21 protein-coding genes are annotated in these 22102 nt (G+C 35.4%); 15 read left to right on the top strand and 6 right to left on the bottom strand.

What is annotated here, in order from left to right; genetic code table 11:
* The first annotated feature begins 196 nt into the window (after positions 1-196).
* The 6 genes from EG342_RS18610 to EG342_RS18585 all read left to right on the top strand — a co-directional run bounded on the left by EG342_RS18610 (position 197) and on the right by EG342_RS18585 (position 4732).
* Complete coding sequence (locus tag EG342_RS18610; protein ID WP_103292311.1) at positions 197-700, top strand: hypothetical protein; 504 nt, start codon at positions 197-199, stop codon at positions 698-700.
* Positions 701-828: 128 nt separating this feature from the next.
* Entirely contained in the window at positions 829-1821 is a 993-nt protein-coding gene (locus tag EG342_RS18605; RefSeq protein ID WP_103292312.1) for a phosphatase PAP2 family protein, read from the top strand.
* A 233-nt stretch (positions 1822-2054) separates the two neighbouring features.
* A complete protein-coding gene (gene kdsB, locus EG342_RS18600; protein WP_103292313.1) occupies positions 2055-2777 on the top strand; it encodes a 3-deoxy-manno-octulosonate cytidylyltransferase in 723 nt (240 codons plus the stop codon).
* 90 nt (positions 2778-2867) lie between these two features.
* Positions 2868-3530 (top strand): histidine kinase, encoded by a 663-nt coding sequence (locus EG342_RS18595; RefSeq protein WP_103292314.1) that lies wholly within the window; start codon positions 2868-2870, stop codon positions 3528-3530.
* 36 nt (positions 3531-3566) lie between these two features.
* Positions 3567-4142, top strand: coding sequence for a glutathione peroxidase (locus EG342_RS18590; protein ID WP_103292315.1), 576 nt, complete (start codon positions 3567-3569; stop codon positions 4140-4142).
* Between the two features lie 74 nt (positions 4143-4216).
* On the top strand, positions 4217-4732 hold the full coding sequence (locus EG342_RS18585; RefSeq protein ID WP_317126827.1) for a VOC family protein: 516 nt from the start codon (positions 4217-4219) through the stop codon (positions 4730-4732).
* 53 nt (positions 4733-4785) lie between these two features.
* Here the strand turns inward: EG342_RS18585 and EG342_RS18580 are convergent, their stop codons facing one another.
* Positions 4786-5442, bottom strand: coding sequence for an NAD(P)H-binding protein (locus EG342_RS18580; protein ID WP_103292316.1), 657 nt, complete (start codon positions 5440-5442; stop codon positions 4786-4788).
* Positions 5443-5513: 71 nt separating this feature from the next.
* On the opposite strand from EG342_RS18580, the gene EG342_RS18575 reads away from it, so the two are divergent.
* From EG342_RS18575 to EG342_RS18565, 3 genes are all read left to right on the top strand, one after another.
* Complete coding sequence (locus EG342_RS18575) at positions 5514-5873, top strand: toxin-antitoxin system YwqK family antitoxin (RefSeq protein WP_103292317.1); 360 nt, start codon at positions 5514-5516, stop codon at positions 5871-5873.
* A gap of 51 nt (positions 5874-5924) precedes the next feature.
* The gene (locus EG342_RS18570) at positions 5925-6281 is read left to right on the top strand and encodes an MmcQ/YjbR family DNA-binding protein (protein WP_103292318.1); all 357 of its coding nucleotides are present in this window, start codon (positions 5925-5927) and stop codon (positions 6279-6281) included.
* An 87-nt stretch (positions 6282-6368) separates the two neighbouring features.
* On the top strand, positions 6369-6866 hold the full coding sequence (locus tag EG342_RS18565; protein ID WP_246008659.1) for a hypothetical protein: 498 nt from the start codon (positions 6369-6371) through the stop codon (positions 6864-6866).
* A gap of 60 nt (positions 6867-6926) precedes the next feature.
* Here EG342_RS18565 and EG342_RS18560 read toward each other — a convergent pair whose 3' ends face one another.
* Positions 6927-7847: a bifunctional riboflavin kinase/FAD synthetase gene (locus EG342_RS18560; RefSeq protein WP_103292319.1), complete on the bottom strand. Its 921-nt coding sequence runs from the start codon at positions 7845-7847 to the stop codon at positions 6927-6929.
* Positions 7848-8055: 208 nt separating this feature from the next.
* On the opposite strand from EG342_RS18560, the gene atpD reads away from it, so the two are divergent.
* From atpD to EG342_RS18545, 3 genes are all read left to right on the top strand, one after another.
* Positions 8056-9564, top strand: a complete 1509-nt coding sequence (gene atpD / locus EG342_RS18555) for a F0F1 ATP synthase subunit beta (protein WP_103292320.1) — start codon at positions 8056-8058, stop codon at positions 9562-9564.
* 81 nt (positions 9565-9645) lie between these two features.
* Entirely contained in the window at positions 9646-9927 is a 282-nt protein-coding gene (locus EG342_RS18550; protein WP_103292663.1) for a FoF1 ATP synthase subunit delta/epsilon, read from the top strand.
* An 80-nt stretch (positions 9928-10007) separates the two neighbouring features.
* Entirely contained in the window at positions 10008-10826 is an 819-nt protein-coding gene (locus EG342_RS18545) for a hypothetical protein (RefSeq protein WP_103292321.1), read from the top strand.
* A 356-nt stretch (positions 10827-11182) separates the two neighbouring features.
* Here the strand turns inward: EG342_RS18545 and EG342_RS18540 are convergent, their stop codons facing one another.
* Entirely contained in the window at positions 11183-13372 is a 2190-nt protein-coding gene (locus tag EG342_RS18540) for a B12-binding domain-containing radical SAM protein (RefSeq protein ID WP_103292322.1), read from the bottom strand.
* A 192-nt stretch (positions 13373-13564) separates the two neighbouring features.
* Here EG342_RS18540 and EG342_RS18535 point away from each other — a divergent pair, with 192 nt between their 5' ends.
* Positions 13565-14152: a Crp/Fnr family transcriptional regulator gene (locus EG342_RS18535; protein ID WP_103292323.1), complete on the top strand. Its 588-nt coding sequence runs from the start codon at positions 13565-13567 to the stop codon at positions 14150-14152.
* Between the two features lie 137 nt (positions 14153-14289).
* A complete protein-coding gene (locus EG342_RS18530; RefSeq protein WP_103292324.1) occupies positions 14290-14940 on the top strand; it encodes an NADPH-dependent F420 reductase in 651 nt (216 codons plus the stop codon).
* Positions 14941-14976: 36 nt separating this feature from the next.
* Here the strand turns inward: EG342_RS18530 and EG342_RS18525 are convergent, their stop codons facing one another.
* From EG342_RS18525 to EG342_RS18515, 3 genes are all read right to left on the bottom strand, one after another.
* On the bottom strand, positions 14977-15855 hold the full coding sequence (locus tag EG342_RS18525) for a DMT family transporter (RefSeq protein WP_103292325.1): 879 nt from the start codon (positions 15853-15855) through the stop codon (positions 14977-14979).
* Positions 15856-15930: 75 nt separating this feature from the next.
* The gene (locus EG342_RS18520; protein WP_185126911.1) at positions 15931-17202 is read right to left on the bottom strand and encodes an aminotransferase class I/II-fold pyridoxal phosphate-dependent enzyme; all 1272 of its coding nucleotides are present in this window, start codon (positions 17200-17202) and stop codon (positions 15931-15933) included.
* 82 nt (positions 17203-17284) lie between these two features.
* Positions 17285-18322 carry a PLP-dependent cysteine synthase family protein gene (locus EG342_RS18515; protein ID WP_103292327.1) on the bottom strand — a complete coding sequence of 346 codons (1038 nt, stop codon included), beginning with the start codon at positions 18320-18322 and terminating at the stop codon, positions 17285-17287.
* A gap of 222 nt (positions 18323-18544) precedes the next feature.
* Here EG342_RS18515 and EG342_RS18510 point away from each other — a divergent pair, with 222 nt between their 5' ends.
* A complete protein-coding gene (locus EG342_RS18510) occupies positions 18545-22030 on the top strand; it encodes a glycosyltransferase family 117 protein (RefSeq protein ID WP_103292328.1) in 3486 nt (1161 codons plus the stop codon).
* Positions 22031-22102 lie beyond the last annotated feature (72 nt).

Raw genomic sequence — 22102 nt, 5'->3', positions numbered from 1 at the left:
ATACAATATATGCTTCGACTTCGCTTAGCATGACATCGTTAAAACAACTCAATCATATTAGCCGTGTCAAGCTAAGTGGAGTCGAAGCTTTTTTTATATAAAACACATCTATGAAGCTTTCCTCTAAATATTTTCTTGAAACAAAGTATTTATTTTATTCAACATTAGCCATTATTGCACTGGTAATTCTTTGTGTATGGATTTCAGGAATAGCTTCTCATCGTTCTTTGTTTCAAAACTCTATTGCATCAACATCTATTTTGGCAGGATCATTTTTCTTGTTTATCACCTTAGGGTTATATTTTGGTTTAAAATTAAAAGTAATATCGGAAGGATTTTAAACAGTGAAAGGTTAAAACGATATGTTAGCAAAACACCAACAATAAATGGTTTCGAAATTGATCCTCCGGATGTGGGAGATGGAATAGGAGGAGCTATTCTTTCTCTTGTTCTATGGATCGTATTTTCAATATTGCTGGTATTTCTTTTACCTTTACTCGGACTTTTCTTCTGGTCTTCCGTTTTATCCCTAAGTGCAATGTTATACTGGATTTTTTTCAGAGCTTTACGATTGGTGTTTAAAAATTCAGGGAAATGCAAGGGTAACCTTTTAAAAAGTATATATTTCGGACTTTTTTATTCCTCTTTGTATATTTTCTGGATCTATGGAATTATTTTTTTGATTAAATACATCAACTGATCGCAGTTTAATATGAAAAAAATTAAATAAACCTTAAAAATTAAATAAATATTTTGTAGTAAAGTCCACTAGGAATTACCTTTGGGGCTTTTATAAACTAAGAATAAATAAGGTTGAAAACGACGACGATGAAAAAATTGAGATTTCTGCTATTACCTGTCTCTATATTAGTATGTTCACAGGAAACAGATACATTGCAGATTAATGAATTACCACACGAACTATCCAAAGATTTACCAAAAGTACAAACCTATACGTTGAAAGACGGCTCTGTAAGAACCTATCCAAAGCCAAAACTTCTGGATTTTGTAACCAAGCTGCCCCGAAACTTTATTAATACCAACAAAGACTTTGTAGCTAAAGATCATGCATATTATCTGGGAGGTGCAGTGGCTTCAACATTGATCCTGTTGCCGTTTGATCAGAAATTAATTGATAATTCAAGAGAGTTAGGCGAAAGATGGGGAATGGATAAGGATAATAACTATACCAAACTTGGAGGTGTTTTTAAAATCCCAAAAGATATCGGGTCAACATTATATCTGATTGGAAATGGTTCTACATTGGTGCTACTAGGAATCGGTTTCGGAACCTATGGTTTGATTAAAAATGACTACAGAGCTCAAGCCACAGCAAGCGGATTGATGGAAAGTTTAATTCTTTCCGGAGTTTTCACACAGACGATTAAAAGGATTACCGGAAGAGAAAGTCCGTTTATTGCAGAAGAAAATGGTAATAAAGGAGGAGCCTGGAACCCGTTCCCGAGTTTTTCAGCATTTGGTAAAAATACATCCAATTATGATGCAATGCCGTCAGGACACTTAACAACGTTTATGGCCGGGATTACAGTGATTGCAGATAATTACCCCGATGCCGTATGGATCAAACCGGTAGGATATACCTTAGCAGGAGCTTTATGTTTTCAAATGATGCAAAGTAAAGTACACTGGGCTTCAGACTATCCGCTAGCGCTGTTAATGGGATATTTTATAGGAAAAACAATCTCAAAAAGCCGATATACTTCGACAGAAGGAACAATAGGAAAAACAAAATATAAATTTGACCTTATGGCGTCTCGACAATGGGAATACAATATGGTAGGAGTAAAACTATCTTTTTAAATCATCGACTCATTTAATAAAAATCTATACCCAATTCTCACATTTTTAATGAAAATGTGGGAATTTTGTTTTTTGAAAAGGATGGAAATTAGATGATTTACAAAACAGTGGAGCAGAATGCCGCATTTTATAGAACAAACTAAAATAGTTTTCACTATTTTTGGTCTGAATAAGCCATATCATTCATCTTTTGAAATGATGGTTTGGAAATACTTAATTAATATTTTTATTGAATGAAAATAATCGCTGTTATTCCTGCACGATACGAAGCAAGCCGTTTTCCGGGGAAATTAATGCAGATTTTAGGAGAAAAAACCGTGATCACCACAACCTATCAGAATGTAGTAGAAACAGGACTGTTTGATGAGGTGTTTATTGCTACAGATTCTGAAATTATTATGGATGAAATTGTGAAAAACGGTGGAAAAGCTGTAATGACGGGGCAACATGAGACGGGAAGTGACCGCATTGCTGAAGCGGTAGAGAATATTGATTGTGATATTGTGATCAATGTTCAGGGTGATGAACCTTTCCTTAAACTGGAACCTTTACAACAGCTGATCGAAGTTTTCAAAAAAGATGACAATAAGGAAGTTTCTTTAGCATCTTTAAAAATAAAATTATTTGAAAAAAACGAAATTGAAAACCCCAACAACGTAAAAGTAATTACGGATAACAATGGTTTCGCCCTTTATTTCAGCCGTTCTGTTATTCCTTTTCATAGAGAAATTTCTTATGATATAAGCTATTTTAAACATATTGGAGTATATGCTTTCAGAAAAGAGGCTTTATTACAATTTTCAAAATTGGAAATGAAACCCCTTGAAATATCAGAAAAAATTGAATGTATCCGCTACCTGGAATACGGAATGAAAATCAAAATGATTGAAACCAATTTCGTTGGTGTAGGTATTGATACCCCGGAGGATTTAGAAAAAGCAAGAAAATTAATTTAAAAATGTCGTGAGGTAAAAGCTGGATTCGCTTCTCACCCTTTTTGCAATTTCGCTTAAATCCCCTTATATTTGAATTTATAAATAAAATTAATGAAGAAGTTACTTTTAGTATTTGGCCTGATATTTTCACATTTAATTTTTGCACAGACTGCAAAGGAGATCATTGATAAAAATATTGAATTATCCGGAGGATTGACAAATTGGAAGCTCTTAAACTCGGTACTCCTTCAGGGAAAAGTGGTGTTGGGAATCAAAGATGAATATCCTATTAAAATCTATCAGCAGCGCCCAAATCTTACTAAAACATTGATTGTAACCGGAGGAAAAGAAACTGCTATTGAAGGTTTTGACGGTAATAAAGGCTATGCCATGAACTATGCTGCCAATAAACTTCAGGTATATCCTGAATATGTGCCTGAAAGCTTCGACAACGATTTTATCGATTGGGAAAATAAAGGTTTTGAAGCCAAATACCTTGGAAAGGAAAAAGTAGGAGAGATCTATTGTCACAAAGTAGAATTGACAAAGAATGTGAATAAAAATCTCTATTTTTTCGATACCAAAACATATATGCTTTTAAAAGAAGTGAAAAAAGATGAAACGGTAATCTATTCCGATTATAAAAAGGCGGGAAACCTTACGATGCCTTTCAGGATTGAATCTTCAAGCACCAAGAAAGACGGAGATTATGTGATGTTATTCAACAAAATTGATGTGAATAAAGTATTTCCGGCTAATATTTTTAAGTTTTAAACTCAACTGCAGTCAAGCTGCTTAAAATTTATAAAAATGAAAAATGTTTTTTTACTGCTGCTTTCTTTTATTGCATTTCTGCAAAGCTGCACCAATCAAAAAAGTGAAATTTCTGAAGCTAAAACCAAAGAACTTATGGGAAAAACAATATATGATTTCAAAGTAGAAAGCCTTGACGGCAAAGAAATTAACTTTGCCGATTTTAAAGGAAAGAAAATTCTGATTGTAAACACTGCTTCTGAATGTGGTTTTACACCACAGTATGCGGATCTGGAAAAAGTATACGAACAATACAAAGATAAATTGATCATCGTAGGCTTTCCAGCCAATAATTTTGGAGGCCAGGAGCCTGGTACCAATACGGAAATCGGAGCTTTTTGCCAGAAAAATTATGGCGTAACGTTTCCATTGGCAGCTAAAGTTTCTGTAAAAGGAGATGATACTGCACCAATATTTAAATATTTGACAGAACAGGAATTAAACGGGGTGAAAAACACAACCATCCTTTGGAACTTCACCAAATTCTTAATCGATGAAAACGGAAAGCTAATCGATACTTTTGTAAGTACAACTAAGCCTACAGATGAGGCGATTACGAAATATTTGAAATAAATAAAAAAAAGTATATTTTTACAAAGTGGGTGTTGAGTACATCCACTTTTTTTATTGTAAATAACCTATTTCTCATGAAAAAAATAATTTTTACCCTTTGCATTCTGGCTTCTTTTATGTTAGGATTTGCTTTCAAAGCAGCAACAGAAGCTCAATCTGACGATGTCAAAAGAGTCACAGGTATCGGTGGGATCTTTTTTAAATCTAAAGATCCAAAAAAGATGAGAGAATGGTATAAAGATCATCTGGGTCTTAATACCAATGAATATGGCGCTGTATTTGAGTGGTATCAGGGTGCTGATCAATCAAAAAAAGGATTTAGCCAATGGAGTCCATTTAATGAAAAAACAAAATACTTTCAACCTTCTGAAAAAGATTTCATGATCAATTACCGTGTTGAAAATATTGAAAAACTTGTTGATCAGTTAAAAAAAGAAAATGTGACCATTGTGGATAAGATCGAAACTTATGATTACGGGAAATTTGTCCACATAATGGATCTTGAAGGCAACAAAATAGAGCTTTGGGAACCCAATGACATCGAATATGAAAAATTAGGACAAAGCATGGGAAGTAAAACCACAAAATAATAAGTGGTAATAACTTCCTTCATTATTAATTTCTTTGAGTTTTTAGCTGGTACTTATTCATTAGTTTTCTCAGCAAAACAAAAGATATTTCCAAGCTTGATACTGGAATAGCCATTACTTTTTATTTTGGAAGAATTGATCATTGCCTTTGCCAGAATATCAGTAGGTAAAGGCTTTTGACTTTCCAGTAATCCAAATTTATTCGCAAATTTGATAATTCTGCTTCCCAGCACTTCACCGGTTCTTTCCGAATCTTTCCTTTCCAGCATACCGGGTTTGAAGATGGTGATTTTGGTGAAATGAAGTTGTTTTACGGCTTCTTCAAGCTCTCCTTTCATTTTGGAATAGAAAATTTTTGAATCGGGGCTTGCACCGTATGCGGAAACCAGAACATAATCTTCCACATTATTTTCCCTGGCTGCTTTGGCGAATTCATATTGGTAATCAAAGTCTACTTTTTTCTGTGCTTCTTTGCTTCCGGCATCCTTTAAAGTTGTTCCCAGACACGAAAAAGCGACGTCTCCTTTCACCATGTCTTTCCATTCTTCAGGTTTTTCAAAATTGACCACATGAACTTTAAGCCTTTCATTCTGAATATCAACAGGCTTTCGTACAAAAATATCGACTTCTTCAAAATCTTTGTCACTGAGTAACTGATTCACTAAATCCTTTCCTGTAGCGCCTGTAGCACCGATTACTAAAGCTTTCATAACAATGTCGTTTGATGGGATGTATTTTCTTTACTAAATTTACTAAATTTGATTTAAAGTTTAAACATTTTATGGGATTAAAACAACCACATAAAATCCGGGTCTCTTTCGATGATATCGGACATGGAGAAACGGCAGCGGAAGAATTTTTTTATAATAATGAACATTTTAACGGCTATCTTGTGTTTGATTATCATCCCAACGGAACGATTATGTATGAAGAAGAGATCAGAAATGGTGTTGTCATGGGATGGGTGAACGAATACTATGAGAATGGAAACATGAAAAGAGAAGAGATATGCATGTATAGCATACAGAACACGATTATGTTCAGAACATTCGACGAAGATGGAAAAGAAACCGATATTGGTTTGTTGGTCTCACCGGAAACTTATGAACACTATCTTTCAGAACATCATTTTTTAGATTGAATACAACAATCGTATTACTAATTGCCTATTACTCATTACTCATAAAAAATTATGGATGCCAACGAAATATTAGACTATTGTCTTGCCAAGAAAGGAGTTACAGAAAGTTTTCCGTTTGATAACGAAACGCTTGTTTTAAAAGTAGATACCAAAATGTTCCTGTTGATGGGACTTGAAAGACAGCCTTTATCGATCAATGTAAAAACAGATCCGGAATGGAGTACAGAGCTTCGCGAGCAGTATCCTCAGATTGAAGGAGCTTATCACATGAATAAAACGCACTGGAATTCCGTGATGGTAGACGGTTTGAAAAAAGATCTGATCTTTAAACTTATCGATCAATCCTACGATTTGGTTTTTAAATCGTTGACCAAAAAAGCCCAGAATGCAGTAAATGATTCCCTATAATCTGGAAGTTGAGGTGTCTTTAGGTATGAAATTTGTTGTCAAATATCAGTGAAATATCTAAACCAACATTAATAAAATAAAGAACTTATGAGAAATTACCTTTTATTATTCATGGCAGCCGGTACATTGATGCTGTCAAGCTGTACAAAGAAAGAACAAAAAAGTACTGCCGGTACTACGGAAACGCCTCCTGCTGCTTCAGCTAATGCAGAGGGAACAAACAATTTGAAATTGGAGTTTTCAGGAACCGATAAATTTATGATTAAAAATCCTAAGTTTAAAGTAAGTCTGTATGGAGCTGATGAAAGATTAGCCGATGCACCTGCGACTTTAATTGCTGAACAGGAATTTGAACAAAAATCAGTTCCGTTTACCATTGATTTAGAAGTACCTAAGGATGCGGAGAGTAAAATTACTCCAAAACCTGCAGGACCCGTTAAATATTATATTGCTGTAACGTGGGATTCCGACGGAAATGGAAAGCCAGGTGAAAAAGGAGATATATTTATCGACCACGATAAGCAATTTCCTAATGTAAAACTGAATGGTGAGACCCAGAAGGTTTATTTAAAAGTATTGAAATAGTCTTCTTAATAATACTGAAAAATAAAAGGTTATCCAACATTGGATAACCTTTTTTATATTTTAAAAATTAAATTCTTGGGTTAATTTTTTATCTTCATCCAACCTTTCGATCAGCTTTTCAAGACCTTCGAACTTAATTTCGTCATGAAGAAAATCCCTAAACTTTACCGTTATTTTTTCATCGTAGATATCATCATTGAAATCAAGAATATAGACTTCAACGGTTAGCTTTTCACCGTTTACAGTTGGGTTGGTCCCAATGCTTAACATGCCTTTGTATTGATTGCCTTTTACATCAACTTCAACAATATAAGCACCTTTCTTAGGAAGAAGTTTTAAAGATTCTGTATCGATATTAGCTGTTGGATAACCAATTGTTCTTCCGATTTTCTTTCCATGGACTACCGTTCCTGAAACAGAGTAGGAGTATCCCAGCATTTCATTCGCTTCTTTTATATTGCCAGCTAAAAGAGCGTTACGAACTTTTGTTGAGCTGATATTATTTTCGTGGATATTAATAGCTTCCATCTGTTCCACCTCAAAATCAAGTTCTTTGGATAGCTTCACAAGAAGATCAAAATTCCCGCTTTTATTTTTACCAAATGAGTGGTCGTAGCCTATAATAAGGTATTTTACATTCAGTTTATCAATCAGAATCTGACGTACAAACTCTTCACCGGTTAGGTTTCTGAACTCTTCATCAAATTCTTTCAGGAATAAGTTATCAATGCTATATTTCTCAACCAGCTGTTTCTTTTCTTCCAAGGTATTCAGAAGCTTTAAATCTTCATTTGGGTTGAAAATAAACCTCGGGTGGGGCCAGAAAGTAAGGATGGCGGTTTCCAGATTATTTTCTGTACCTATTTTTATGAGTTCATCAATGATGCTTTTATGACCCAGATGTACTCCGTCAAACATCCCCAAAGACAGTGCCAGAGGCTTTTGAGAGGAATAATCTTTAAAATTCTTGAAAACTTTCAAAACGAAAAATTTTTGATTGCAAATATAGATATAATGTAACAATCTATCAATATAACAATGAACCAATATTTTTAACCGGAAAATTTGATAAGTAGATAGGCAAGCTGTAACATGGATACACGAATAAAAAAGCATGATAAAAATCTTTTTTTTACCAATTGCGGGTTTATGAAGAATCACTATATTTGCACCAAGAAAAAATTTAGCAATGGCAAACCAAATTAAAGGTAAAATTTCTCAAATTATTGGTCCGGTAATCGACGTTGTCTTCAGTGATGTGGAAGCAATTCCATCCATCTATGACGCGTTAGAAATTACAAAAGAAAACGGTGAAAAAGTAATCTTAGAAGTAGAACAACATATTGGCGAAGATACAGTAAGATGTATCGCAATGGACGCTACAGATGGTCTTAAAAGAGGTCAGGATGTAATCGGATACGGAAATCCTATTACAATGCCAATTGGTGAGGCTGTAAACGGAAGACTTTTCAACGTAGTTGGGGATGCTATCGACGGACTTCAGAATATTTCTAAAGATGGAGGTCTTCCAATCCACAGAGAAGCTCCAAAATTTGATCAACTTTCAACTTCTGCAGAAGTTTTATTTACAGGTATTAAAGTAATCGACTTAGTGGAGCCTTACGCAAAAGGAGGTAAAATTGGTTTGTTCGGTGGTGCCGGTGTAGGTAAAACAGTATTGATCCAGGAGTTGATTAACAATATTGCAAAAGGACACGGAGGTCTTTCAGTATTCGCCGGAGTAGGTGAAAGAACGAGAGAAGGAAATGACCTTTTAAGAGAGATGTTGGAATCAGGAATTATCAAGTATGGTGATGATTTCATGCACTCTATGGAAAACGGTGGTTGGGATCTTTCAAAAGTAGACTTAGAAGCTATGAAAGAATCTAAAGCTGCATTCGTTTTCGGACAGATGAACGAGCCGCCAGGTGCAAGAGCTAGAGTAGCACTTTCTGGTCTTACATTAGCTGAGTACTACAGAGATGGTGGTGAAAGCGGACAAGGTAGAGACGTACTTTTCTTCGTAGACAACATCTTCCGTTTTACACAGGCTGGTTCTGAGGTATCGGCACTTCTTGGTCGTATGCCATCAGCGGTAGGTTACCAACCAACTCTTGCTTCTGAAATGGGTGCGATGCAGGAAAGAATTACTTCAACTAAAAATGGTTCAATTACTTCAGTACAAGCGGTATACGTACCTGCGGATGACTTAACTGACCCGGCTCCTGCAACAACGTTTGCTCACTTGGATGCAACTACGGTACTTGATAGAAAGATTGCTTCATTAGGTATTTACCCAGCGGTAGATCCTTTGGCATCTACTTCAAGAATTCTTGCTCCTGAAATTATCGGTCAAGAACACTACGACTGTGCTCAAAGAGTAAAAGAAATTCTTCAAAGATACAAAGCGCTTCAGGATATTATTGCAATCCTTGGTATGGAAGAACTTTCTGAAGAAGATAAATCAGTGGTTTACCGTGCTAGAAAAGTTCAGAGATTCTTATCTCAACCTTTCCACGTAGCAGAACAGTTTACAGGTATCCCAGGATCATTGGTAGATATCAAAGATACTATCAAAGGATTTACTATGATTATGGATGGTGAATTAGATCACTTACCAGAAGCTGCTTTCAACTTGAAAGGAACCATCGAAGAAGCGATCGAAGCTGGACAAAAAATGTTAGCTGAAAACGCATAAATTATTAACAATTTGAGATTTGAAATTTGAGATTCGATGAGCAATTTCAAATTTCAAACATCAAATTTCAAATTTGTTTCTATGAATATAAAAATTTTAACACCAGAATACGTAGTTTTTGAAGGCGAAGTAGATTCAGTATTATTGCCTGGTAAAAATGGTGAATTTCACATCATGAAAAACCACGCAGGAATTGTTTCTTCTTTAATCGGAGGTGATGTAAAGCTTTTTGCTAATTCTATTGATGAAGCTTTTGCTAAAAACTTTACCAAAGAAGCTGGAAAAGACTCTGTTTTTGCTTATGCTATCAAAAGCGGTGTTGTAGAATTTAATCATAATAAAGGAATTATCCTTTGTGAATAATTAAATGAAAAGCTAAATATATTTTCAAGAAAGTGTAACTTTGTGTTACACTTTTTTTATTTATGTAAAAGTCTGATTCTATGAAGAAAAGTATAATCATATTCTTTACAGTTCTGGGAATGTCCCTCAATGCTCAGAGCATTAAAACCAAAAGAGGGATTATTAATTTAGAAGGAATCCCGGTTGCAAAAATCTCCAACAAATCCAGTGAATACACATTTATGGATTTAAAGGAAACTCCACTGTATACTATAAAATTTATAGATAAGAGTGTAGTCGATTCAGTGAGAGATAGCTATATACAAATCAATAGGGTATATAACAGGGATAAAATAATTGAGATGGATTATATTTCGCCATCTGCATTTTCGGGTGAAGAAAAGTCAGCAGTTTATACCTCTGTGAAAGGCCTTAAAATCATTGATAATAAAGGAATCAATGTGAAAAATCTTGATGACCTTTTTGCTAATGCACCCAAAAGAAAACTGGATAGCAAAACAAAAGAAGGTTATACAATAAAGACTAAACTGGATAAACTTAATATTGAAGTCAATAAAGTGGGTGAGATATTGAGCAACGGTGTTCCCGTGGGATATTTTACCAATCTGCCGGTAAGTTTCGGTTCAGAAGACACCATTATGGACAAATCCCCGATTGATATTGAAATCTATGATGCGAAAAGCAAACTTATCGGAAGGTATATCACAACGACGAAACAATTGAAAACTGCAGGAGGAAAGACGTTTACCATTTACAAGGAAATGTCAGGAAGAGCATCTATTTTGAAATTTCCAACCTATAAAGCGATTGCTGAAAGGATGGCCATTATGGATCCTACTTTTATTAAAATACAGGAAAAGGTTTCCGTAGGACCGGTTGTTAAAGAGCAACCCCACTAAATATCAATAGGAACGAGCTTTAGCCCGTTCATGCAAAAAATACGTTCCATTGGCTTTAGCCGAAACATAAAACTCCGGACATTAGTTCCAGAGTTTTTTTATTTGTTAATCTAGCCTTCATTTCGTAAAAATGTAGAAATAGCATTGTAATAGATGTTGAGATTCCTATCGGAATGACAAAAAAAATTACCTTCACTATCTATATGATATCAACAAGATTTGTCATCCTGCAGAAATCCAATTTAAACGAATTTTTAAAGTGGATATTCTTTTGGAATAGTAAATGTTGCCCTATTTTTATAATATTTTGAAAAAATGCTATGATTTTAAAAATCCTTGAGAAAAAGTAAATAATTTTATAAACTCAAAATAACTCCATTTTCCTTCAATTGCTGCATTGGTTTTGAAAACCAAAATAACTCAAAATCTTCAAAATTCTCTTCAAACTGAGTCTTAAGTTGTTGAACTGTAGGTTTTTTCTGGTTTTCTATAGAGTTTTCTTCCAGCATGTTCATCAGCCATTCTGCTTTCTCCTGTTCCAGCTCAACCTTCACAATATTGGTTTTTAAGTGGAATGTAAGATGTGTATACGTACCAGAATATTTCTTTTTATTTTTTACGCGATTCTCAGCGATTACGTTTTTGGTTAAAAAAACAACTTTTGAGTTTCCTTTAAAGGTAAATTGATGATCTTCCAAAAGACAGTCATGAATATAATCGGGATGAATGGTCGTTCTTGGAATTTTAAAATCAAACCATTCCTGAAGTGGCATTTCAAAATTAACTCCATGCATATAATTGAAAAGAGACTTTTTCAATCCGAAACTGAATTTGTTATGATCGATTCCTGTTTGATCTTTAAAATCTATATCGTTGTTGGCAAACAGAATTTCCTGCTTGATTGGAGTCACTCCAAAATCTTCCGGACTTATGCCGACAGGTGAATGGGCAGTCATGGCAAACTGATGCCAGAATCCGCTTTGAAGAATTCCCATCTCAAACATCTGGCGAATCATTTCTAATGAATCTACCGTTTCCTGCACTGTTTGGGTTGGATAACCATACATCAGATAAGCATGAACCATAATTCCAGCTTCCGTAAAATTTCTCGTAACTTTGGCAACCTGTTCTACAGAAACTCCTTTGTCTATTAATTTTAACAACCTGTCACTGGCCACCTCAAGTCCTCCTGAAACGGCAACGCATCCGGATAGTTTTAGCAAATAGCATAAATCCTGAGTGAAGCTTTTCTCAAAACGAATATTTGTCCACCAGGTAACCACCAGATTTCTACGAAGGATTTCCAATGCAACCTCTCTCATCAATGCAGGTGGTGCTGCCTCATCTACAAAATGGAAGCCGGTTTCTCCGGTAGTTCTGATCAGTTCTTCCATTCTATCTACCAGAATTTTGGCAGAGATAGGTTCATAGATTTTAATATAATCTAAAGAAATATCACAGAAAGTACATTTTCCCCAGTAGCATCCGTGAGCCATTGTCAGCTTATTCCATCTGCCATCACTCCACAAACTGTGCATTGGATTGGCAATTTCGATGACGGAAATATATTCGTCCAGTTTTAAATCGGTGTAGTCTGGTGTACCGATATCGGCTTGCTTATAGTCGTGTTTTTTAGAATTATTTTTATAAACAACTTCTTTATTTTCAATTAAAAATGTTCTTTTATACTCCGGATTTTCTCGAGGATGAAGTACATTTTCGCAAAGAAGTTCGAGTGGAACTTCTCCATCATCTAATGTAATAAAATCAAAAAATTCAAATACCCGCTGGTCTTTAATTTCTCTTAATTCCGTATTCGGAAAACCTCCGCCCATGGCGATTTTAATGTGAGGAAAATTTTTCTTTATAAATTGAGCAGACCTAAAACCGGAATATAAATTTCCTGGAAATGGGATAGAAAAACACACCAACCTGGGTTGGATAAGTTCTATTTTTTCTCTTAAAATTTCTAAAGTGAACCCGTCAATAAATGTTTCCGGGCCAGACAATTTTAAATATAACTCATCAAAGGAATTGGCACTTTTGCCCAGACGCTCAGCATATCGGCTGAAACCAAAATCGGCATCCACGTTTTCAACAATATAATCTGATAAATCTTCCAGATATAAAGTTGCCAAATGTTTAGCTTTATCCTGTAATCCCATATTTCCGAAAGCAAATTCCATATCATCCAGCTGGTTGAAACGGGAAGCTTCAGGGAGGAAATTCATACTACAGATCTGTCTTGCCAGCGTAGGCGTTTTGCCCTGCAAAAAGGGAATAACCTGATCAATAGTTTTTATATATTCTGCTCTGAGTGCAAAAATTCTTTGAGCGTTTTCAGAAACATTCTGAAGATCAATCTGTTTGTTAAAAACCTTCTCAATGCCCTTTTTGGAAAATAATTCCAAAATAACATCTATACCCAAATCGACCTGATAGCTGGAAATATTTTTGGTATTTAAAAATCCTTTAATATAGGCAGTGGCAGGATATGGAGTATTGAGCTGAGTAAAAGGCGGAGTAATAAGAAGCAGATCTTTCAACAGAAATTTTTTGCAAAGTTATTCTAAAGTTTTTTCAGAAAAAAATTTTTTGATCTGATTATAAACAGGACCCTTGATACTATTATCAATACAGGGCAGAATATAATTTTATAGTTAAAAACTAAATATCAACTTATGCTTACATGTATATATTCATTTTTTTGATATATTGTCTTATAGATTTTATAAGTAATGCCAAAAGAAATAGTACCCCTTGTCAGCTATTTTAAGAGTTTCATTCCCCTTTCAAAAGAAGAAATTGAAGCTTTGGATGAGCGAATTACAGAAAGAAGGATTAAACGGAAGCAATTTATTCTGCAAGAGAATGAAATATGTCAATATTATACCTTTGTTGTTTCCGGATGCCTTAAAATGTACAGTATAGATAACAATGGCGAGGAGCATAATCTTCAGTTTGCTTCAGAAAACGATTGGATTGTAGATATAGACAGTTTTCATAATAAGAAACCCAGTAAGTTATATATTATTGCCTTGGAGAATTCCATTGTATTGCAGATTGAGAAAAATGACCTTTGGTATCTTTATACCTATTATCCAAAATTTGACAGAAACTTCAGGGTCATTATTGAAAATAAATTTATTGAACTTCAAAATAGGGTATTGCAAAACATCAGTGCTACAGGAGAAGAAAAATATGATTTTTTTCTAAAACAATATCCACAGCTTGCCAATCGTCTTCCTAATACACAAATTTCTTCTTACCTTGGAATTACCCCTCAATTCCTAAGTAAAATCAGGCAAAAAAGAGTAAAAAAATAGGTTTTATTATTGTGAAAATTAAACTTGTTTAATAGTTTTCCTTACCAAATGTCAAGATGATTTCTTAAACTTGTTTGCCGTTTTTCAAGATACTTTCTTCCTAAATTTGAAATAGATAAATATTAAAAATCAAAGAAATGGAAACAGAAAAAAAAGTAGCTGTAATTGGCCTTGGAAATATTGGAAAGGCAATTGCTCAGGATTTGACAAACAATAATCATCAGGTAATTGTTGCCTCAAGAAATAAGGAAGAATCGGATCTGTTTGCAGAGCAGTCCGGTGGGCTGGCTGAGAGTATGAATATCAGTCAGGCTATTGAAACTGCGGAGATCATTATCCCTGCAATCTGGTTTGGTGCTTTCAAAGATTTCTTTAACGAGCACGGAAATACTTTGAAAGACAAGATTATCGTTGATGTATCCAATCCTATTACTCCTGATGGAAATGGTGGATTTAAAAAAATTATCGGAGAAAAAGAATCTGCCGGCGAACTTAATAAAGTGATTCTGCCGAAAGGAGCCAAATTGGTAAAAGCATTCGGAACTCTAGGAGCAGGAAGTCTTGCGGGAGCTTCGAATAAAAGTCCTGAAAAAGCGGTTTTATTTTATGCCTCCGATGATTCATCAATTAACAATGATATTGAAAATGTTATTAACAACGCGGGCTTTGATCCTTTAAGGATAGGAGGGATTGATCAGTCAATCCGTATAGAAGTGTTTGGCGATTTACATGAATTTGGAGCACTTGGAAAAACAGTAAGTCTTTCAGAAGCAAAATCAAAACTTTAAAATAATAAAATTAAATTAAATGGGACTACGCTGGTTTTAAGCATGTGTAATTGTCTTACGTCCTCCAATTACGTTAAGAGTTACACCCAATAGAATCAGCGTAATTCCTATTGATAGATTGGCGGTAAACTTTTCATGAAACATCAATACACTTACCAGTACCGCAACTACAGGCTCCAACGCTCCTAAAATTGCAGTAGGAGTAGATCCAATGTACTTGATTGCATACACGAGACACAGGCTGGAAATAACGGTAGTCAGAAAAGCAAAAATGAGAAAATTTGTAAATATGGATAAGGATGGAATTGCCAGAGATTCCCCCGATACATTAGTCTTTACCATAAAAAATAAAGAAGTAAAAAGCATAGAATAAAAAGAAAGCTTAAATCCGGAAACTTTGAGATTTGACTTATTAACGATAATGATATAAAGGGCATAAAACAAAGAACTGAGCATTACAATTCCTAATCCTGCAAAATTAATTTCAAGACTATTTCCTTTTAAACATAAAACAATAACTCCCGCAAAAGCAAGGAGTAGAGAAGCTACCGATAACTTGGTCAATTTTTCTTTATAAATAAAAAATAGAATCAGTGCGACAATAACCGGATAAATAAATAAAACTGTAGAAGCAATTCCAGGCGTCAGCAAATCGTAGCCCAAGAATAAAAATTCTGAAGACAATGCGTAGCAGGTTCCCAAAACAGCCAATATAAAAGCTTCCTTTTTATTGACTTTAAAACTTTCTTTAGAATACAGAAGGTATCCGCCCACCATTAAAGCTGAGAAGAAAAATCTGTAAAATAAGGTAACATCTACTGAAAAATGCGCCTGTTTGATAGGCAGAATAAAAATTGGAATCAGTCCATAAGAGACAGCAGACAGAATTCCCAATAAATAGCCTCTGAGTTTCATTTCGTTTTTATAGCTTTTATAGTTTTTAAACAAAAAACCACTGAATCAGTATCAGTGGTTTTTTTATTGTTATGATTAAATCGGTTTAAAACTTAATCCCTGCTCCTGCAGTAATAATTGTTCCTGCTCTTTATAGTAACCACTTACTAATTTGTCATGAATACCTTCAAACGCTGCGAGAGTTTCATTAATTTCCGCATCCGTATGAGAGGCTGTAGGAATTAACCTTAACAGGATCATTCCCTTTGGAATAACCGGGTAGACGACTACTGAAGTAAAGATCCCATAGTTTTCTCTTAAATCTTTTACCAGAAGAGTAGCTTCTACAGGAGTACCCTGCATCATTACCGGAGTTACACAAGTATTGGTATCACCAATGTTGAACCCTCTTTCTTTAAGTCCGCTCTGTAGTTTTTCAACGTTCTCCCAAAGTTTGGCTTTAATTTCTGGTTTTGATCTCAACAATTCTAGCCTTTTTAAGCCTCCGATTACCATTGGCATAGTAAGAGATTTCGCAAAAATTTGCGATCTTAAGTTAAATTTCAGATATCTGATGATTTCTTTATCTCCCGCAAGGAATGCTCCGAAACCGGCCATTGACTTAGCAAAAGTAGAGAAGTATACATCGATCTGATCATTACAGTCCTGCTCTTCACCAACACCGGCACCTGTTTTACCAAGGGTTCCGAATCCGTGTGCATCATCTACCAAAAGTCTGAACTGGTATTTTGATTTAAGGTCACAAATTTCTTTGATTTTTCCCTGCTGTCCTCTCATCCCGAAAACTCCTTCCGTAATCACAAGAATACCTCCGCCAGTTTCTTGAGCTACTTTGGTTGCTCTCTGAAGGTTTTTTTCAAGGCTCTCCATATCGTTGTGCTTGTAGGTAAATCTTTTACCGGAATGAAGTCTTACTCCATCAACGATACAAGCGTGAGAGTCCATATCATAAACGATTACATCATTTCGGCTTACTAAAGCATCAATGGTAGAAACCATTCCCTGGTAACCGAAATTCAATAAATATGCTGATTCTTTTTGTACGAAGTCTGCCAGTTCTCTTTCCAACTGAAGGTGCTGATCTGTTTCTCCGGACATTGCCCTTGCTCCCATTGGATAGAACATTCCGTATTCTGCCGCCGCCTTGGCATCCGCTTCTATTACTTCAGGATGATTACACAATCCTAAATAGTCATTGGCACTCCAGAAAATTACTTCTCTACCCTGAAATTGCATTCTAGGGCCGATAGGACCCTCTAATCTTGGGAAAATAAAATATCCTTCTCCATAATCTGCAAATTGTCCAAGTGGTCCTGGATTTTCTTTTATTCTTTCAAAAATATCCAACATTGTATCGTAATTTTTAATTAAAAAAGCCTTTCTTGTAGAACACGCAAAAGGCTTTATTTATATCGTGATTTATTTGTTATTATTTGATAAACTCCGTTTTGAAAACTTCGTCATAATTGTGAACGCAATTGTTAACAAATCCTTGCTCGGCCATCCATTTATCACTGTATACTTTAGTGATGTATCTTGAACCGTGGTCAGGATATATTAAAACAATAAGATCATTTTCGGTCAGCTCATGAGATTGTGCATATTGCATTAATCCCTGTGTTACAGCACCGGTAGTATAACCTCCCATGATAGCTTCTTTCAAAGCAATCTCGCGGGTTCTGTAGGCCGCCATTTCATCATTCACTCTTACAAACTCATCTACCTTATCGAAAAGAAGGGCAGAAGGGATCAGGTTTTTTCCCATTCCTTCAATCTGATAAGGATGTACATCTTCCTTATGGATTTCTCCTGTTTCGTGGTAGCTTTTTAATATCGATCCGTCTGCATCTACTCCGATAATCTTAATATCCGGATTTTTTTCCTTCAAAAACTTCGCTGAACCTGATAAAGTACCTCCTGTTCCTGTACATGCAAAAAGGTGAGTGATCTTACCTTGTGTCTGCTCCCAGATTTCCGGGCCTGTAGTCTTATAATGCGCATCAATATTCAGCTCATTAAAGTACTGGTTAATGTAAATGGAATTCGGGGTTTCCTGAGCGATTCTTTTAGCCACTTCATAGTATGATCTGGGATCATCCGCTGGTACATTCGCCGGACATATATATACGGTAGCGCCCAATGCCTTCAAATAGGCAATTTTCTCAGGCTTCGTTTTGTCGCTTACCGCGAGAATACATTTATATCCTTTAATGATACATACCATTGCAATAGAGAACCCAGTGTTTCCGGAAGTAGTTTCTACAACTACAGAGCCTTCCTTTAATAAGCCTTTTTCCTCTGCGTTTTCTATAATATGAAGAGCGATTCTATCTTTGGTGGAATGTCCAGGATTATATGATTCTAACTTGGCATATACGGTTGCTGGAATATCTTTTGTAACAGTATTTAGCTTCACCATAGGAGTCTCTCCAATTAGGCCAAGAATATTATCGTAAACATTACTCATTATTTGTTATTTTCAATAAAAATCTGACTGCAAAAATACAAAAAAATAAATAATTACTAAACTTTTGTTTGATTTCTAGGGCTTCGTTTTACAAAAACTTATTTTCCTGTTTACAGTTTTAGCACGAGTATAATCGCAAATACCACGCCATTTTTTTAAAATTTGTTAAAAACAACATAAAATAATATAAAAGCCCTATTTTCGCATAATTGATTTAATACTATGAAAAATTGGACTTTTAGGCAATGGAACACCGTTTCAGGATGGGTGATTTTCGTCATTGCGTTTTTCACGTACTTGTCCACTATAGAACCCAATTTCAGTTTTTGGGATTGTGGCGAGTACATTTCTTCTGCAGTTAAACTCGAAGTGACGCATGCTCCAGGAGCTGCATTATTCCAGATTGTGGGCGCCGTGGCGGCCATGTTTGCATTAGGGAAAGGCGAAAATTACTCCATCGTGATCAATGCGATGTCTGCATTGTTCAGTGCGCTGACTATTTTATTTTTGTTTTGGACGATCACTCATTTTGTGAGAAGACTTTTAAACAAAGATTTTGAAGAAATTACAAAACATCAGGAAATCTCTATTTTGTTTGCCGGAGCAGTAGGAGCACTTTGCTTCACGTTCTCAGATACCTTCTGGTTCTCGGCAGTGGAAGGTGAGGTTTATTCTATGGCTTCAATGTTTATCGCTCTTTTGGTCTGGTTGATCACAAAATGGGAAAACGAGTATCAGGCGGCGGACAGTGAGAGATGGATTATTCTTATTTTCTTTATTTTAGGACTTTCTGTAGGGGTACACATGATGTGTATGCTGGCAACTCCGGCAGTATGTCTGGTATATTATGCAAGAAATTATAAGTTTACCTGGAAAAACTTTATCTGGGCAAACCTTATTACACTGGGAATTTTGATTATGGTTTTCAAAATTGTTTTCCCGGTTATTATGACCCTGTTCGGAAAATTGGAGATTTTCTTCGTCAACGGAATGGGACTTCCTTTCCATTCAGGAACTATTGTGGCATTTATTCTAATGGCAGCAATCTGCTATTTCATCATCAGATATGCACGAAAAGCAAAAAAGAATTTGTATCAAACGATTGCTTTATCATTGGTGTATATGATTATTGGTTTCTCTTGTTGGATGGTAATTCCGATCAGAGCAAATGCTAATCCGCCGATGAACCTTAATGATCCGGATACCGCTATCGGGATGCTGGATTATTATAACAGAGAACAGTATGGAGACTGGCCTACAATTTACGGACAAAACTATACTGCTTTCCTTGATGCAAACGGAATTCAAAAGAACGAAGACGGAAGCTTTAAGACTCAAAAAACCGGCGAAATCTATGAGAAAGATGAAAAAACCGGCACCTATAGAAAAACCGGAGACCGATTCAATTATGTATTCAATAAGTCTCAGGTAAGCTTAATGCCTAGAATGTTTAATGAGGATAAAGATGTAATGGCAAACTACATTTCAATGTACGGAGCTCCTGATTTTACATTCAATTATGGTAATGAAGATGTGGCAGACAACCCACAGGCTAAGCAAATATTTGATGAGCTGAGAACAAAATATGAAGATAAGTCAATTACGGCTGCAGATTATTTAAAAGTAAAACCTTATAACCTGATCAATGTTCAGAAGCCTTCATTGCTTCAGAATATGGATTATTTTATTTCTTTCCAGAACGGATACTATTTTGTAAGATATCTGATGTGGAACTTCGTGGGAAGACAGAACGATCTTGAAGGAAATATGGAAAGTACAAAAGGAAACTGGATTTCAGGTATTCCTTTTATCGACAACGTTATTGTTGGAAATCAGGACAAAATGCCTGCTAAGTTTAAAAATGAAAGTACGGTAAAATTCTTCTTCCTTCCATTAATTTTAGGATTGATTGGATTCTTTTTCCAACTGAACAGAGACTTCGGAAGATTCTACGCATTATTATCTTTATTCATTATAACCAGTGTCGGAATTATTTTCTACACCGGGGTAAAACCTTTTGAGCCAAGAGAAAGAGATTATGCGATGGTAGGTTCATTCTATGCATTTGCGATCTGGATCGGACTGGGAGCCGGAGCGATTTTATGGTTCTTACAATCTAAGATAAAATCCAACGGAGCCAATATCGGGTTAGGCGTTGTTTTATTAGGAGTTCCTTTTATGATGGGATTCCAGAATTATAACGTACATGACAGAAGTAACAGATATACTGCGTATGACTATGCATATTCTGTGTTAAAATCATTACCGAAGGATGGTATTTTATTCGTTTACGGAGATAATGATACCTATCCGGTTTGGGCGATCCAGGAAACAGAAAGATTCAGAGATGATGTAAAGGTGGTTAACTTCACACTTGCTTCAACACCTTGGAACTTAGATCAGGTAAAGAGAAGAACATACAATGCCAAGGGAATTCCAAGTCAATTGACTCACGAAGATTACAGAGATGGTGTAAATGATCAGATCTATATGATGAAGAAAGAAGATTGGGAAGGTGTTTTCTCTATGTTGAAAGAACAGGGAGCTCCGGAAACTCAATTCCAGTCATTCAGAAAATATCTGACTCAGGATTCTTTAACATTAAAAGAAGCAATTAACTTTATTAAATTCAAATCTCCTGAAAAAGACGAACTTTTGAAAATGTATTTCGGAGAAGAGAAATATGAAAAATATAATATTCTTCCGGTAAACAAGTTCATTCTTCCTGTAAATAAAGAAAATGCATTAAAAGCAGGAATCATCAACCAATCGGATCTTCCGAATGTTGTGAATCAGATTATGATTACTTATAAAGGAAATACGCTTTACAAAAATAACCTGATCTTATTGGATCTATTGGCAAATTTTGACTGGAAGCGTCCTATCAATTTCTCTTCAGGAGGAATCTATGACAGTGAAAATATTTTCTATCTTAACGAATATCTTCAGTTTGATGGTTTCAGCTACAGATTGATCCCGGTACATACTCCTCAGACTCCTGATGGTGATATGGGAAGAGTAGATGCGAATTCTCTTTATAATGTGGTGAAAAACTTCAGATGGGGGAACTTTAAAGATTTAAATTCTCACTTTGATGAAACGGCTACTTCAAATATTATCAGCTACAGAATGTCAGCAAGCAGAGCAGCGGCGGCATTGGCAATGAATGGTCAGAAAGCTAAAGCAGTGGAACTATTAGATCTTGCGGCAAAAGAAATTCCTGCTGAAAAATATAATGATCCACGTTCATTAAGTTCTATTGTATCAGGATATATCATTGCAGGTCAGGAGCAGAAAGGATTGCAGTTGGCAGAAGTTCTTAAAAAAGGAATTTTTGAAGAATACGACTACTACTTAAGTCTTTCTAAAGCAGATCAGAGCTACCTGAGAAGACAGATCAGAACGAAACCAATGGAATATTCTCTTGTCGTTTCTGCTGTTACAGATGCTTATACAAGAATCGGACAGAAAGAAAAAGCCTACGCTTATCTGGTAAAATCCATAGAGCCGATTGATAAAAAGTTCAATGCTTTTGTAAAGGATCTGCAGCAAATGGGCAAAGAAAAAGCGATGAAAGAATCTGAAGAGGTTCAGAAAATCACTCCTTTCTATCAGTACTTATTTGATGTCATGGAACCTTTTGATACGACATATTCGAAAGAAAAGGAAAATCAGATCACCTCTGCGATTATCAAAGCAACACAATAAAATACTTTAAAAACGGAACTTCGGTTCCGTTTTTTTGTTATTGGGAATCCTGAATTTTAAGATTATATTTGT

It is taken from the genome of Chryseobacterium lactis (assembly GCF_003815875.1).
GTDB lineage: Bacteria > Bacteroidota > Bacteroidia > Flavobacteriales > Weeksellaceae > Chryseobacterium > Chryseobacterium lactis.
The sequence above is the reverse complement of the archived record's forward strand: the minus strand, read 5'-3'. Positions and strand labels throughout refer to the sequence as shown.

Coding starts and splice junctions, on each gene's coding strand:
- EG342_RS18530 (WP_103292324.1), top strand. CDS start 14,290: ATGGAAACAGAAAAAAAAGTAGCTGTAATTGGCCTTGGAAATATTGGA.
- EG342_RS18565 (WP_246008659.1), top strand. CDS start 6,369: ATGAGAAATTACCTTTTATTATTCATGGCAGCCGGTACATTGATGCTG.
- EG342_RS18575 (WP_103292317.1), top strand. CDS start 5,514: ATGGGATTAAAACAACCACATAAAATCCGGGTCTCTTTCGATGATATC.
- EG342_RS18580 (WP_103292316.1), bottom strand. CDS start 5,442: ATGAAAGCTTTAGTAATCGGTGCTACAGGCGCTACAGGAAAGGATTTA.
- EG342_RS18515 (WP_103292327.1), bottom strand. CDS start 18,322: ATGAGTAATGTTTACGATAATATTCTTGGCCTAATTGGAGAGACTCCT.
- atpD (WP_103292320.1), top strand. CDS start 8,056: ATGGCAAACCAAATTAAAGGTAAAATTTCTCAAATTATTGGTCCGGTA.
- EG342_RS18525 (WP_103292325.1), bottom strand. CDS start 15,855: ATGAAACTCAGAGGCTATTTATTGGGAATTCTGTCTGCTGTCTCTTAT.
- EG342_RS18585 (WP_317126827.1), top strand. CDS start 4,217: ATGAAAAAAATAATTTTTACCCTTTGCATTCTGGCTTCTTTTATGTTA.
- EG342_RS18570 (WP_103292318.1), top strand. CDS start 5,925: ATGGATGCCAACGAAATATTAGACTATTGTCTTGCCAAGAAAGGAGTT.
- EG342_RS18590 (WP_103292315.1), top strand. CDS start 3,567: ATGAAAAATGTTTTTTTACTGCTGCTTTCTTTTATTGCATTTCTGCAA.
- EG342_RS18545 (WP_103292321.1), top strand. CDS start 10,008: ATGAAGAAAAGTATAATCATATTCTTTACAGTTCTGGGAATGTCCCTC.
- EG342_RS18605 (WP_103292312.1), top strand. CDS start 829: ATGAAAAAATTGAGATTTCTGCTATTACCTGTCTCTATATTAGTATGT.
- EG342_RS18535 (WP_103292323.1), top strand. CDS start 13,565: ATGCCAAAAGAAATAGTACCCCTTGTCAGCTATTTTAAGAGTTTCATT.
- kdsB (WP_103292313.1), top strand. CDS start 2,055: ATGAAAATAATCGCTGTTATTCCTGCACGATACGAAGCAAGCCGTTTT.
- EG342_RS18510 (WP_103292328.1), top strand. CDS start 18,545: ATGAAAAATTGGACTTTTAGGCAATGGAACACCGTTTCAGGATGGGTG.
- EG342_RS18610 (WP_103292311.1), top strand. CDS start 197: ATGGATTTCAGGAATAGCTTCTCATCGTTCTTTGTTTCAAAACTCTAT.
- EG342_RS18595 (WP_103292314.1), top strand. CDS start 2,868: ATGAAGAAGTTACTTTTAGTATTTGGCCTGATATTTTCACATTTAATT.
- EG342_RS18550 (WP_103292663.1), top strand. CDS start 9,646: ATGAATATAAAAATTTTAACACCAGAATACGTAGTTTTTGAAGGCGAA.